Here is a 13,713-nt window from a genome sequence, read left to right as displayed (position 1 = left end):
GGTAACGGCAGATGCGTGAGCGACCACGGGCCATTGCCATCAGGGGCGCTATACTGAAACCAGCGCCATTTGCAGCGGCAATGCCGTCCGTGCCGGTAGCGCCAGCAGTCAGGCAGGACTGACGCGCCCACCACGAATCCGCAAAGCCGGCAAGCCCGACAAGCCAGCCCCCCTGCAAGGGGTCGCTTTCTTTTGGTTACTTTTCTTTACGAGTAAAGAAAAGTGACACCTCCATGTGCCCAAGAGCCTGACACCACTCCGCCTTCAGGCCCTGCAGTCCCAAATCAGGTCCCTAAAAACGCGAGACGACAGCACACGCCCCCGAGGACCCCGACCCCGACCCCGACCCCAAGCCTTTGCTACACTGCCCCCCAAACATCCCCGGTTGAAGCCAATGAACCCCCAAGAAGTTGCCTCCTACCTGCAGTCCAATCCCCAGTTCTTCGAAGACCACGCCGAGTTGCTGGCGGCGGTGCAGCTCACCAGCCCGCACAGCCACCGCGCGGTGTCGCTGCAGGAGCGCCAGATGGAAATCCTGCGCGAGAAGAACAAGGGCCTGGAGCTGAAGCTGGCGGATCTGGTCCGCCATGGGCACGATAACGACCGCACCCAGCAGCGCATGCATGCCTGGCAGCTGCGCCTGCTGGCCGAGGTGGATTCGCACGCGTTGCCCTACGCGGTGCAGGACGGGCTGCAGCAGGTATTCGACGTGCCGGGCGTGGCCCTCAAGCTGTGGAATGTGGCCGAGGGCTACGCGCATATGGAAGTCACGCAGGGCGTCAGCGAGGATGTCCGCCTGTTCGCCGAAGGCTTGCGCGCGCCGTACTGCGGTGTCAACAGCGGCTTCGAGGCGGCAGCCTGGCTGGAGCGCGACGATATTGCCTCGCTGGCCATGGTGACGCTGCGCGTGCCTGTGCGCGACGCCGGCACGCTCGGAGCGGCCTTCGGGCTGCTGGTGCTGGGGTCGCCCGAGGTGCGGCGTTTCCATGAGGGCATGGGCACGGCCTACCTGGCGCAGATCGGCGAAGTGGCCGGCGCCGCGCTCAACCGGCTGCGCGACTAGTGGACGCAAGCCGGATCATGCGCCGCGACCGCGCTATCCGGACCCGGCCATGACGGCCGCCCGTCCGCCCGGCTCCGGCGGCCCGGCCGCGCGGCCACGCAAGGCCGGCGCGAAGCAGCCCGCTGCGCGCAAGACCGCGGCCAAGGCGCGGAAGCCCGCGGCGCGCGAGGCGGTCTCTTCCGGGCCGCTCGCCAAGCCCACGCCCGATCCCCTGGTGCTGCGCTACCTCGACTGGCTGGCCAGTAGCCGCAAGCTTGCCGACCATACCCTTTCCAGCTACGGCCGCGACCTGTCGGTGCTGCAGGCGCACGCTGCCCGGTACGCGCCCGGTTGCGCCCTGCTCTCGCTGCAGACCCAGCATATCCGCGGCTTTGCCGCGCGGCTGCATGGCGGCGGCCTGGCCGGCACCAGCATCGCCCGCACGCTGTCGGCGTGGCGCGGCTTCTACCTGTGGGCCGCGCGCCATGGCCTGGGTGTCGAGGCCAATCCAGTGGACGGCGTGCGCGCGCCCAGGTCCGGGCACCGGCTGCCCAAGGCCTTGTCGGTGGAGCATGCGGTGGCGCTGGTCTCGCACAGCGCGGGCGAGGGTGCCGAAGGCTTGCGCGACCAGGCCGTGTACGAGTTGTTCTACTCCAGCGGCCTGCGCCTGTCCGAGCTGGTGCAGCTCGACCATCGCTATACCGAGGACGGGGATTACCGCTCCGCCGGCTGGATCGATATGGACGGCGCCGAGGTCACGGTGATCGGCAAGGGCGCGCGCCGCCGCACCGTGCCGGTCGGCAGCAAGGCCATGGACGCCCTGCGCGCCTGGCTCGGCGCGCGCGCGCAGTTGTTGCGCCCCGGCGCGTTGCCGCAAGACGCGCATGCGCTGTTCCTGAACGCGCGTGGCCGGCGCCTGCCGATGCGCACCGTGCAGCTGCGCATCAAGCAGCAGGCGATCCGTGCGGGCGTGCCCGCCGACGTGCACCCGCACATGCTGCGGCATTCCTTTGCCACCCACGTGCTGCAGTCCTCGGGCGATTTGCGGGCGGTGCAGGAAATGCTCGGCCATGCCAGCGTTGCCACCACCCAGATCTATACGGCGCTGGACTTCCAGCATCTGGCCAAGGTCTACGACAAGGCCCATCCGCGCGCCGGGCGGGTGCGCTCGGTGCCGGCGCCGATGGCTGCGCCCAAGGCCGGCGAGCCGGCTGCGGACGAGGCTGCCGGTCCTTCCGCTCCCGTCCCCGGCGAAGACGCCTAACTCTCCCACTGCGCCAGGATGCTGCGGAAGCCTTCCATCTCGGGCAGCAGCCAGGCGCGGAAGGCCTTGACCTTGGGCGCTTCCAGCATGCCGGGCGAGCAGACAAAGTAGAGCAGCCACGGGCAGGCGATGCCGACGTCGAACAGCCGCACCACGCGTCCGGAGAGCAGGTCGTTATAGGCCAGGGAGGAACGGATCAGGGCGATGCCTTGGCCGGCCGCCGCCGCTTGCAGCAACAGCGAGGAGTCTTCCAGCAGCAGGCCCTTGCGCGGCTCCGGCCAGTCGAGCCCGGCGGCCTCGAACCATGGCTTCCACGGGTCGCCCTCGCCGCGCAGCAGCGGCATGCCCTTCATGTCCTGCGGCCGTGCCGGCAGCTTGCCGCCGTTGAAGGCTGGGCTGCAGACCGGGAAGAACACATCGTCCAGCAGTTTTTCCACATACAGGCCGGGATAGTCGCCGCTGCCCATGCGCAGTGCGATGTCGACTTCCTCGCGTCCGAAATCCACCAGGGTGTTGGATGACAGCAACTCCACGTCGAGTTCGGGATGCCGTTCGATAAAGCTGCCGATGCGCGGTGTGAGCCAGCGCGCGGCGAAGGAGGGCATGGTGCTGATGGTGAGGCGCTTGTCGCGGTTGCCTGCCTGCAGCACACGGGTGGCGTCGGCGATCTCCAGCAGCGCTTCGCGTACGCGCGCGGCGTAGGCCCGGCCGCCGGGCGTCAGGCTGACGCGCTTGCCGTTGCGTTCGAACAACAGCTGGCCAAGTTCCTCCTCCAGTGCGCGGATCTGGTGGCTGACCGCGCCGTGGGTGACGAACAACTCCGCGGCGGCGCGCGAAAAGCTTTCGTGCCGGGCGGCCGCCTCGAAAGCGCGCAGCGCGGTCAGTGGCGGCAGGCGCGGCAGCTCGCGGTGCCAGCCACGTGGCAAATCTCTCTCCCATGCTCCCTTCAGCGCCATCCCCGACCTCGTCTTATGTGAGTTTCTCTAACAAGAACACGGAAAATATATCGTTTTGGAAGGGGCCGGGCAATCACTAGAATGCAATGCATCGGCGCTCTGCCCGCACCGGTTCCGGTCAAGTAATAGCGTAGCCCGCCCCGGCTGGCGCGACCGGCTGCAGCCCATTCCGGGCAAGCGGGCGCGCGAGCGGCGATGCCAGTGAAGGATGCCCAAAATGAAAACATTGCTCACAACAACCCTGTTCACCCTGAGCCCGGGCGAAGTCACCTCGCTTTCCATCCATGCCGCCCAGCGCCTGCGCGTGGAAGAGGCTACCGGAACCGACGTCTGGCTGACCCGCGCCGGCGATGCGGAGGATTACTGGCTGCGCTGCGGCGGCAGCCAGTTGCTCGAAAGCGGTGATGAGATCACGCTGAGCATCGATCCGCGCGCCAAACAACCGGTACGCCTGGCCCTGATCGCCGAGGCCCGCCGGCCTGCCGTCAGCCTGCCGCACCTGTTGGGGCGCATGGCGCGGCGTCTGGTTCGAGGCACCGAGTGGACGCCTGGCCAGGACCGGGTCACTGCCTCCTGAGGCGGGTGGCGGCGCACGCGGCCATCTGCGGCTGGTGCATTCGCGGGACACCCCCGATGCCAGCCGGGCAAGCGCGGAGTGAAAGAGCGGGAGAGGGGCGGCATCCAGTGCGATCCGCCCCTTTTCCTTATTTTCGTTAAACTGCCGGGATGCAATCGATACAAGCCATCGAAGTCATCGAGCAGGGCCGGCAAGACTACGAACCCTGTTTCGACGCGATGCGCGCCTATACCGCCGCACGCACTGCCGATACCCCCGACCAGATCTGGCTGGTCGAACACCCTCCGGTCTACACCCTTGGCCAGGCGGGAGATCCCGCGCACCTGCTGGCGCCCGACGAGGCGATTCCCGTAGTGCGGATCGATCGTGGCGGCCAGATCACATATCACGGTCCTGGCCAGGTGGTGGCCTACCTGCTGCTCGATCTGCGCCGGCGCCGCCTGATGGTCCGCGAGCTGGTCCACGCGATCGAGCAGGCCGTGCTGGACACGCTCGCAGCGTATAATCTCGCAGCCGAACGCAAGCCCGGCGCGCCTGGTATCTACCTTTGCGAAGGTCCGCACCAGGGCGCCAAGATCGCCGCGCTCGGCCTGAAGATCCGCAACGGCTGCAGCTATCACGGCGTCAGCCTCAACGTGCAGATGGACCTCGCGCCCTTCCTGCGCATCAACCCCTGCGGCTATGCCGGCCTGGAAACGGTCGACATGGCAACGGCGGGCGCCACCTTGGCGGTGGCCGATGCGGCTGGCGCGTCCCGCCTGCCCGTGACCGCGGCACAACAAGCCGATATCGCGCGGCGCCTTGCGGCGGCGCTGTGCGAGGTGCTGGCAGTGGCGCAGGAACGCGCCCTGGCAGCCGACCGGAATACCGCCGCGGCCCTGGCCAATTAGTCATCCAGCCGAATATGCACGCACCGCGCGTGCGGAGAACACTATGAGCGACGCCCTGATCGCCACTTCCAGCGAAGCCCCGCAACCCCAGGCGGAACAGTACGACCCGACCCGCAAGCAGAAGTCGGCGGACAAGACCGCGCGCATTCCCATCAAGATCGTGCCGGCCGAGAAGCTCAAGAAGCCCGAGTGGATCCGCGTCAAGGCGGCCACCGGCAGCTCCCGCTTCTACGAGATCAAGGACATCCTGCGCGCCAACAACCTGGTGACGGTATGCGAGGAAGCCAGCTGCCCGAACATCGGCGAATGCTTCGGCAAGGGCACCGCGACCTTCATGATCATGGGCGACAAGTGCACGCGCCGCTGCCCGTTCTGCGACGTCGGCCACGGCCGCCCCGATCCGCTCGACGCCAATGAGCCGGGCAACCTGGCCCGCACCATCGCCCAGCTCAAGCTGAACTACGTGGTGATCACCAGCGTCGACCGCGACGACCTGCGCGACGGCGGCGCCCAGCATTTCGTCGATTGCATCACGCTGACCCGCGAGCTGTCGCCGGCCACCCGCATCGAAGTCCTGGTGCCGGACTTCCGCGGCCGCCTGGACAAGGCGCTGGACATCCTGCAATCCGGCCCGCCGGACGTGATGAACCACAATATGGAAACCGTGCCCCGCCTGTACAAGCAGGCGCGCCCGGGCGCCGATTACGCGCACTCGCTCAAGCTGCTGCAGGAGTTCAAGCGCCGCAATCCCACCGTGGCCACCAAGTCCGGCCTGATGGTGGGCCTGGGCGAGACCGATGAGGAGATCCTCGAAGTCATGCGCGACATGCGCGCCCACGACATCGACATGCTGACCATCGGCCAGTACCTGGCGCCGTCGGGCCACCACCTGCCGGTGATGCGCTACGTGCATCCGGACACCTTCAAGATGTTCGAGGCCGAAGCCTACAAGATGGGCTTCACCCATGCCGCCGTGGGCGCCATGGTGCGCAGTTCCTACCACGCCGACGAGCAGGCGCACAAGGCTGGCTTCGCCTGACATTCCTTAACGCGACTTGACAACGATCAGCGCGACTACACAACGATAAAAGCGACTGGGAGAGGGAGTGACTCGGACGATTCCACCGATCAAGGAATTTCCGAAAGACGGCCGGATCTGGCGTGTGGATTGGTTTGGGGCCGTCGAGCGGAACTACGACATCCCCACTGAACCATACGTCCAGGTCGTCATTAGCCCCTTACGCCAGGGTGCAACCGACTATGCTTCCAACAACTCCGTCGTCCACGACGACCGCAAGACGATCCTGATCGGGGTCGGGCAGCTCCAGCTGCTGTCCATCGGCTCGCTGTGGCAGGAAGGACACTGCTTACCTGATCGGGCCGGGAAGACGACGACGTTCGAAGATCTCGGAGTCTCGCATGATACGACCCGAGTCGTTGCGGCCAACCTAGTCGTAGAAGGCCAGCAACTCATCCCGTTTAATGCGTACCGCATTGGCGGCGCCGGCATGGGAAGCAAGTGCATCGCCATCTCGTGGAAGGGAGACCCATACGGCGTGCTCATACCGATGGCCGAGATCGTGCGTTTCTATTACGCCACCTCCACCGATCTCGCGCACGCGCTGTTCTCCGGCGCGTTTCGGAACGACTTGCACTCGTTGATCAACACTGAGAAAAGCGGTTACGTTCAGGCGGAACATAACTGCGTATTAAAGCTGCGGCAGCATCTCGAGGACGAAGACGGCTGGATTATCGGGCGCATATTGACCTCAGAAGAGGCATGGCATGGTGCAACGCTTTTGCACGACACGCTCATGAAGGGATCCGCGAATCACCGCAGGGTTCACATGGAAACAACCTTCCCCTTCAGCGGCGCGACGAACTTGGCCGTGCACTACAAGCCCATCATGTCGATGGGCAGATGGAGGCATCTGGTGTTCGCAATTGACCGCTGCACTGCGCCTTTCCCGTTCAAGAACCTTACGATTCTCCGCGACAACGACAACCGCCAAGCAGACCCCTCGACTGATATACCGGAAAACCAGAAGCGACCGGCTTTCATGCAGGTTGAAAATTCACATTCCGAAAGCGAGAAGGCGCAGTTGCAAAGCCAGCGGGCGGGCAGCAACATCTTCCTTCCTGTCAAGCTAATGCTCCCGACAGATCGTTTCGCCGACATAGCCGGAAAAGTGCCAAGCAAGCGGCTCAAGGAGAACAATCAGTACAAAAGCGGCGGTATGAAAACCTTTCGACCGGCCGCAGTAGACGAGCTTAGTACTGGCGGCGGCACGGGTACCGAGCAGAACGTCGCCCGAGCCAAGGTGGTAGGGTCTATCGCGAGGCGCAGTGGGCTGACGCAAAGCTTCGAATCGTTCATCTCCATCATCGCTGAGCTGAATAAACTCTCCGATATTTCGGCAGCAGTTCGTTCGCCAGCCGACGGCACGGAGTTCATTCCCCTGCTGAAGCCAGCGCGTACCAGGCAATGGTCGTATCTAGACTCAAAAACGAAAGCGCGGCGACGGGTCATCGTCGCGGATGCTTGTGTCGAGACTGCAAATTTCTGCCTGATCGAATTCGAGTGGCGAAAAGGTGAGAGTTACAGGCTTGGCTTGGTAGGGAAGACCGACGCCACTCGACTCGGCAACGCAGAACTGCACGAGATTTTGCTTTCACTCGCAAAGGCCGAGGGATGCTGGGAGAAAGCCAAGATTCCGAACGGGATAGACGTTCAAACGTTAAAACATACTTGGCCAACCGCCGCCGACTGTGCCAGCAGTTTGTGCATGCGAATGAGGAGCCATACCTCAGAGCCCCTCGAGTCATCGCCCAGGAACCCGTTCACGATCTCCTGAGCAGCCAGAGCCAAGAAGGCCAAATGAACGAACAGCAGGCTGGTGTTGCGCTTGCGTTCGCAGTTCTTCCATAGCCTGCAATTCTTCTCCAGCCAGGCAAAGCTGCGCTCGACGACCCAGCGTTGTCTTCTATGGGGTGGCCCTCTTGTCGCCCTCTGCGTTGCGGCGAGCAGTTTGCTGTCCACTGGCCGATGCGTCGTTGGCTGCCTCAATCTGGCGCTGTGCCATGGCGTCTCGCATGTGCTCCGAAGAGCGGTACATGTACCAGCGCTTCAAGCTGACGCACAAGTTGGTGGCGTCGGTCTGAACGTGCGCGAACGTAGTGGTGTCGCCAACGTCATGGGTTCGCATGTCGAAACAACACAGCATGCGCAACAGGCTGTTGTTGTTGGCGCCATAGCAGTGGGCCTGGTTTACGCCCTTGGAGACGGCATCATCGGTCGATGCTGCCGGGTACGCCGTTCCGGAGTGGCTGAAGCTGCGCAGCACCTTCAGCTCAAGAAGCGCATGGTGGGTGATGGCGCCCACCTCGCCGGTGCGATCGTCAACGACCTCGAGATCCGTGCGGCCGAGCTTGCCCGACTGCTCAGCACGGATCGTGCACCAGTGGAAGCGGGCGGCCAGACCCACACGCAAGAACTGCTGCACGGTGCGCTCGGCTTCCTCAATCGGATGGCCCTTACTGGCGTTTTGCCAGATCTTCGTTGGGCCGGAGTTGTCCGGCGTGCACAGCTCGGCCCGGTAGACCGCCTCGATCACGGAAAGAATCTCGGCTTCGGTGACGGGGCCTGCATCTAGCTGGACCTCAACGAGGCCGTCGTCCGTATGCGTACCCTGCGGGTAGTAGGTCAGGGTCGACTTGCCGGCGCTCGGGTCGTAGACCAAAGTGGGCAGTCGATCGCACTGGAGTTCGGCAATACGACCGAACAAGCCGTTGGCGTCGCCCGCGTACTCCTCAAACGCACTGCTCGCCGCACGATGGGTCATGAAGTGCACACGGCCAGCGAGACGGACGCGCCCGGTGTGGACAGTCCGGTCGAACGATCGGCCCGTCTTGAGCGCCTCCTGCTGTCGCGGCGTTACCAAAATGAATGCGGCCGCGCCCGCAGTTTCAGCGTCCGCTTGGCGTTCACGCGCTTGGACGGTTCGCGAGACATACACCTGGAAGCGCAGCTCAGGCGGTAAGTCGTCGATGTCCCCATATGAAGGTCGTCGCGCCGTCGCGAGCTGGGCTCGGTCGCCTTGCCAAGCGCCAAGATCGAGCGATGTAGTGGGTTGCACTTCAGCGGCCATGGGCAGCCTTCCTCTGTACGTGCTCGATGTACATGAAGATGCGCTCGGCCGGTTGCAGCGATTCACCGGGCCGAAACGACATGGCCGCGTTACGCGAGAAATTCGTGCTGGCAGCGTTGACCCACTGACCGAAGTCGATCACCTCGTTGTTGTCGACGTCCTTGTCCGCGTAGCGCGCATCGAATCGGAAAGCCTGCCCCAACTCCTGATCGGCCAGCATGCCGTAGGCGGCGCAAAGTTCGCTAATGAAAAAGGGCTCACCGGTGTCGGCGTAGACCTCGTGATAGGCGGCTAACGCGGGGCCCGCCAGCACGCGGTTGATCCGGTAGTTCGCATGCAGGCGGTAGCGCTTCTCCTCGGGCACGGGTTCGTAGCGGATACCCGAGGCGAACACCATACCGCGCCCCACCAGCAAGTCAATCGTCTCTTGCAGCTCAGGGTAGTACGGACCGCCCTGGCGTTTGAGTAGGCTCGCGCTGAAGGGGGCGAGCTCGAAGACAGGGGCCAACACGTTGGACAGGTAGGCTAGCTCGTGCACTACCCGCAGCGGCGCGTCGAAAATTGAGGCGTCGGCCAGTGCGTCGAGCAACGCAAGCACTCGAATAGGGCGCTTGCGTGCTTCCAACGAGGCGCTCGACTCAGGCGCGGCTGGCATGCTGGAGGCTCGCGTCGATTTGCGTAAACAATTCCTCTCGGAGCTCTTCGTATTCGGCCCGCAGAGTGGTCATAGCCCGGGTCGGGACGCCGGCGTTAAACAGGTCGACAATCCGGTCGAACCGTGCCTTCGGGTTGCTCTCCGCGGCGTTGAGCATTGCCGGGATGAGCTTGCCAGCCGCCAAGTTCGAGGTTACTACCAGGCGGTTCGTGCTGTTGGCATTGGCAAACGTGGTCAGCACCTTGGCCGCGCGATTAACGAAGACCGCATCGAGCGATGATTCCGGCGCGTCGATGATGATGGTCGAGGTCTGGCTCTGGGAGCCCACGCGCACCAGAGCCATCCGGAACGCGAGATCGATGAACTCACGCTGGCTCTCGGAGACCTGCTCGGGGCTGTCACGCCGCTGGACCGCCGAAAAATTGGCGCCGGTCATCTCGATGCTGAACGAGGGGTACTCAATCGGCGTGAGGACGACGCCAGAGGTGCCGGCCTGGCCTAGCTGCACTCGCATGGGTGTCCACGACAGTGACACGTCCTCGATCAGGAAGCCACGAGCGATCTCGTCGAACGCAGCTTTGACTTGCGAGGCGAATTCGCCAATCTGACGGCGGTACGTCGCGAGCTTCCCCGCAAAGGCTTCGCGCTTGACCTGGAGCTCCGCGTTCATCGCCTCGACACGCTTCTTGAGCTTGATCATGTCGTCGCTTTGCCGACGCGCCACCTGTTCATCAGGCGGGAGCTGACGAACGAGCGCCTCGATGTCCGCCGTCAAGTCTGCGGCCTCCGTATTTAACTCGATCAGGCTCTTTGCAGCTACGGTGTAGTCAGTCGCGGAGGTATCGAGCGACTGTCGACTCGCTGCCTCAGTCACCTTGGCTTCCTCCACGCGTGCGCGAAGCGCGCTTATGCGTTCATCGGTGAGGTTGATCGGTTCGCCTGCGAAAGGTTCGACCTTTGCGTCGCACAGGACGCAGTGCTTGGTGTCGATTGCGTGCAGCATCTGCTGACGCTTCTCTTGCCGGCCTGGCGTTTGACAGACCCCGCACACGTCATCGGTCATCAAGCGCGAGAAGATATAGCGCATCGACTCATCGGCGGACGGATATCGCACTTCAACTGCGGCCAAGCGCGCGCGCTCCAACTCATGGAGGGCGGCATGCAATGTCTGCGCCGCGCGCAACGCGTCCAGACGATGGCGCCGGCGGGCTTCGTCCAGTTCAGCGATACTCTCAACCAGATTGGCTTGGCGGTCGAGTGTGCCCTGCAGGAGCGTTTCCTTAGAGGTGAGCTCGGCGCGAACCTCCGGCGCCGCCTTAGACAGGCTCTGGTTCTTGCGCTCCTCCTTCTCCTCCCGAGACAGCGCCGCGTGTAAGTTGCGCATGCGCGTATCGAGTTCAAGGATCTCCCGCTCCGCTTGCCACCAATCACGCGCCTGGGCCGGCTCCAAAAACAGGCAGCGCAGCAACTGGCGTTGAGCCGTTGGATCCCACACGAGCATCCGGCGGTCCTCGAAAAAGAAGACCATCGTGCGCAGAACGAATATCCACTCGCCATAGCTGTCGATGCTCGACGCGGCGAGCACAGCTTTCTTGAGTTCTCCCTCGTCGGTGCCGGCGGGCGCGCCGTCAACGGAAAACCTCACTAGGTCTAGCTTCTGCAGCGATCGCGTGACCGAAAACCTGTGCACACCGATGGTGAACACAATGGTCGCCTGGGCGTCACGAGCAGCGTCATTGACCCGCGCGCTGAACGTCGACCGTAACTTGGGGCTAAGCGGCACAGCGAGAAGGTTGGCCGTGCCGAGATTGCCGTCAGGCAAACTTACGTTCCAGGGGCCCGTGAGCATCCGAAATAGGATGTTGACGAGCGTACTCTTGCCCAAGCCGTTGGCGCCGAGCACGACGGTCAAGCCGGGCGCTAGATCGATGTCGAATACGCCATCGCGCTTCAGCCCAGGGTAGAGGCCGTAGTTCCGGATCTGCAGGCGCTCAAGGACGGGCAGATCCATCATGCTCGCGTTCCTGCGAAAGGCAAAGCCATCGCGCTTCCGGCGCGAGTTTGGTTCGGCGTCATCTACTCTCTCCCTGGGCCCGTTGGTTGCTTGTCATCAATCCGGATTGGTTGGTTAGTATAAGGGAGTCTCCAGGGGGTAAACAGCTAACGAGCATCGATCGAACACGGCCCCCCCTCCTGCCAAGACTCACTGCGACCGCGGAACGAGCGGCGTGGTCTTCAAACTCTTCGAGGTGGGCTACCCCGCAGGCGTGCAACGCCGTCGAGGATGGCTTCGAGTGCCCGAGCCCCTTCAGTTGTACCGTCCCATGCACGCATGAGGCGCTCCGTCAAGGCCGACCGAAGCGCCTCAGTGTCTGCTGCGCCCGACTGCCTCTGAGCCGCACCTTCATGCCGTTTTGAATATTCAAATAGCCGCCTAGCGTGTCCGTTCGCCTCCTTGAATTGGCCGTTCACAAGCTTTGAGAACTGGCTTTGATGGATGCCCAGATCACGCTCCACCTGCTTCTGGCAAATATCTTTCCGTTGCCAAGCTCTGCGGATGACCTCGGCCATTTCTTCGGGCGTGGGGGATGGCGGTTTTTTGAGCGGCACTGGCGCTTGCTTGAATGAATGTTAGGTTTCATAATATTCAAATGGTCAGCGCACGGCAAGACGATCTCGACGCGCCGTCGTCCAGCAGACCGGAGGAATTAGGGACATGAACGCAGCCACCATCAGCACATTCATTAAGGAGAACTGTCCAGAACTTGGTGCGGCCGAACGCAGAAATTTCTCGTCGTGGCTCAAGAACTTGGTCGATGGTGTGCCGATATCATCGAACATGCCTAGTCACAACCTGCCGTTCCAGCGTTGGTATCGATTCAAGGAGGCGTTCTCGCCGCTGATGGTGGCTGAATCGCTCAGTTGCCTGGGATTCTGGCCATCGACTTGCCTGGATTGCTTCGGGGGATCGGGGACGACTGCGCTCACATGCCAATTTCTGGGCATCGAGTCGACGTCCATCGAGGTCAACCCGTTCTTGGCCGATCTGATTGAAGCGAAGCTGTCGAAGTACGACCACGCGTCGTTGGTTGATGACTTCGCCGGCGTCGTCAAGAGGATGAACAGCCGCTCTGCCAACTTGCGATCGATTCGCTACGAGTCGTGGCCGGCCACCATGGTCGAGCCCGGCCTCAAGGATCGCTGGATCTTCCCACGGGAGACGTTCCGCCGCATCCTGACGATCCGTGAAGCAATCGATGAAGTCACCAACCCCGTCAATCAGCGCCTGCTGCGCGTGCTGCTCGGGAGTATCCTAGTTGACGTGAGCAATGTCGTGATCAGCGGTAAGGGGCGTCGGTACCGCTCCAACTGGCAGACCACCCAGAAGAGCCCACACGACGTCAGCGTGGCGTTCCAGGCAGCGTTTCAAGCGGCGCTGTTCGATATCAGCGCGTACGGCGCTCGCGCGTGCGAGAGCTACAGACTGCTGCGCGGCGACTCGCGTGTAGAAGTCGACAAGGTCGACCAGGTCGACGTCGCGCTGTTTTCGCCGCCGTACCCGAACAGCTTTGATTACACTGACATCTATAATGTCGAATTGTGGGTGCTGGGCTACCTGAAGAGCCGGGCTGATAACACCGAGCTGCGGAGTTCCACCTTGCGGTCGCACGTGCAGGTCCACCGCGACATGAGTTGGGAGGGGCTGGACTCGCGCAAACTGCGCAAGACGGTTGACGCCTTGAAGAAGAAGCGTGATCAACTTTGGGATCCGCACCTGCCCGACATGATCGGCGCGTACTTCGCCGACCTAGTGCAGATCTTGACGTCTTTGCGAGGTAGGATGAATCCCGAGGGTGCCGTACTGATGACCGTGGGCGACAGTCGTTACGCTGACGTTTTGATCGATGTCGGCGATATCCTTCGCGAACTGGCTGCGGGTGCTGGTTATGTTTGTGAGGCGGTCACGCCGATCCGGGCCATGAAGACCAGTGCGCAGCAGGGGTGGCAGGCATCGTTAAGCGAAGATCTGGTGCGTCTTCGCCCGGCCTGAGCTTGTAGGTATGGCGTTATGCGAACGCCTTCCAGAGCGCTATTGCGGCGCGACGCGGGAGGCTCAGTTGAAAAGAGGGCTTAGGTTGAGCCGGTCGGGCTGCTCTGTATTTCACAGGATCGGTCGACTG

Annotated in this window: 11 protein-coding genes and 1 pseudogene; 7 read left to right on the top strand and 5 right to left on the bottom strand. The window is 63.1% G+C overall.

The annotated features are described in order from the left end of the window. The first annotated feature begins 394 nt into the window (after window positions 1-394). Together AC3FOF_RS37725 and AC3FOF_RS37720 are read left to right on the top strand one after the other, a co-directional pair. A complete protein-coding gene (locus AC3FOF_RS37725; protein WP_276268394.1) occupies window positions 395-1,063 on the top strand; it encodes a DUF484 family protein in 669 nt (222 codons plus the stop codon). 49 nt (window positions 1,064-1,112) lie between these two features. Next, window positions 1,113-2,306, top strand: a complete 1,194-nt coding sequence (locus AC3FOF_RS37720) for a tyrosine recombinase XerC (protein ID WP_488729513.1) — start codon at window positions 1,113-1,115, stop codon at window positions 2,304-2,306. Here the strand turns inward: AC3FOF_RS37720 and AC3FOF_RS37715 are convergent. Then, a complete protein-coding gene (locus AC3FOF_RS37715) occupies window positions 2,303-3,262 on the bottom strand; it encodes a transcriptional regulator GcvA (protein WP_035810771.1) in 960 nt (319 codons plus the stop codon). The genes AC3FOF_RS37720 and AC3FOF_RS37715 overlap by 4 nt on opposite strands. A 217-nt stretch (window positions 3,263-3,479) precedes the next feature. Here AC3FOF_RS37715 and AC3FOF_RS37710 point away from each other — a divergent pair, with 217 nt between their 5' ends. From AC3FOF_RS37710 to AC3FOF_RS37695, 4 genes are all read left to right on the top strand, one after another. Next, window positions 3,480-3,839, top strand: a complete 360-nt coding sequence (locus AC3FOF_RS37710) for a DUF2917 domain-containing protein (protein ID WP_017226383.1) — start codon at window positions 3,480-3,482, stop codon at window positions 3,837-3,839. 158 nt (window positions 3,840-3,997) lie between these two features. Next, window positions 3,998-4,729, top strand: coding sequence for a lipoyl(octanoyl) transferase LipB (lipB, locus tag AC3FOF_RS37705; protein ID WP_276268393.1), 732 nt, complete (start codon window positions 3,998-4,000; stop codon window positions 4,727-4,729). 43 nt (window positions 4,730-4,772) lie between these two features. Continuing rightward, window positions 4,773-5,768: a lipoyl synthase gene (gene lipA / locus AC3FOF_RS37700; RefSeq protein WP_017226381.1), complete on the top strand. Its 996-nt coding sequence runs from the start codon at window positions 4,773-4,775 to the stop codon at window positions 5,766-5,768. 67 nt (window positions 5,769-5,835) lie between these two features. Next, window positions 5,836-7,584 (top strand): hypothetical protein, encoded by a 1,749-nt coding sequence (locus tag AC3FOF_RS37695; RefSeq protein ID WP_488729512.1) that lies wholly within the window; start codon window positions 5,836-5,838, stop codon window positions 7,582-7,584. Here the strand turns inward: AC3FOF_RS37695 and AC3FOF_RS37690 are convergent. The 4 genes and pseudogenes from AC3FOF_RS37690 to AC3FOF_RS37675 form a co-directional block, all read right to left on the bottom strand. Then, window positions 7,575-7,709, bottom strand: a pseudogene (locus tag AC3FOF_RS37690) (transposase); the annotation flags it as partial. The gene AC3FOF_RS37695 and the pseudogene AC3FOF_RS37690 overlap by 10 nt on opposite strands. A gap of 4 nt (window positions 7,710-7,713) precedes the next feature. Then, entirely contained in the window at window positions 7,714-8,877 is a 1,164-nt protein-coding gene (locus AC3FOF_RS37685; protein WP_488729511.1) for a hypothetical protein, read from the bottom strand. Next, a complete protein-coding gene (locus tag AC3FOF_RS37680; protein ID WP_488729510.1) occupies window positions 8,867-9,502 on the bottom strand; it encodes a hypothetical protein in 636 nt (211 codons plus the stop codon). Before AC3FOF_RS37680 ends, AC3FOF_RS37685 begins: the two co-directional genes overlap by 11 nt. A 13-nt stretch (window positions 9,503-9,515) precedes the next feature. Further along, entirely contained in the window at window positions 9,516-11,546 is a 2,031-nt protein-coding gene (locus tag AC3FOF_RS37675; RefSeq protein ID WP_488729509.1) for an AAA family ATPase, read from the bottom strand. Between the two features lie 702 nt (window positions 11,547-12,248). Between AC3FOF_RS37675 and AC3FOF_RS37670 the strand changes: the two genes are divergently transcribed. Further along, window positions 12,249-13,583, top strand: coding sequence for an SAM-dependent methyltransferase (locus tag AC3FOF_RS37670; protein ID WP_488729508.1), 1,335 nt, complete (start codon window positions 12,249-12,251; stop codon window positions 13,581-13,583). Window positions 13,584-13,713: the final 130 nt, after the last annotated feature.

Source organism: Cupriavidus sp. 96C5-1 (genome assembly GCF_057798855.1).
The sequence above is the reverse complement of the archived record's forward strand: the minus strand, read 5'-3'. Positions and strand labels throughout refer to the sequence as shown.

Bases quoted from the DNA above. Each gene is read 5' to 3' on its own strand.
- AC3FOF_RS37675 (WP_488729509.1), bottom strand. From the start codon at position 11,546: ATGATGGATCTGCCCGTCCTTGAGCGCCTGCAGATCCGGAACTACGGC.
- lipA (WP_017226381.1), top strand. From the start codon at position 4,773: ATGAGCGACGCCCTGATCGCCACTTCCAGCGAAGCCCCGCAACCCCAG.
- AC3FOF_RS37720 (WP_488729513.1), top strand. From the start codon at position 1,113: ATGACGGCCGCCCGTCCGCCCGGCTCCGGCGGCCCGGCCGCGCGGCCA.
- AC3FOF_RS37685 (WP_488729511.1), bottom strand. From the start codon at position 8,877: ATGGCCGCTGAAGTGCAACCCACTACATCGCTCGATCTTGGCGCTTGG.
- AC3FOF_RS37725 (WP_276268394.1), top strand. From the start codon at position 395: ATGAACCCCCAAGAAGTTGCCTCCTACCTGCAGTCCAATCCCCAGTTC.
- AC3FOF_RS37715 (WP_035810771.1), bottom strand. From the start codon at position 3,262: ATGGCGCTGAAGGGAGCATGGGAGAGAGATTTGCCACGTGGCTGGCAC.
- AC3FOF_RS37670 (WP_488729508.1), top strand. From the start codon at position 12,249: ATGAACGCAGCCACCATCAGCACATTCATTAAGGAGAACTGTCCAGAA.
- AC3FOF_RS37710 (WP_017226383.1), top strand. From the start codon at position 3,480: ATGAAAACATTGCTCACAACAACCCTGTTCACCCTGAGCCCGGGCGAA.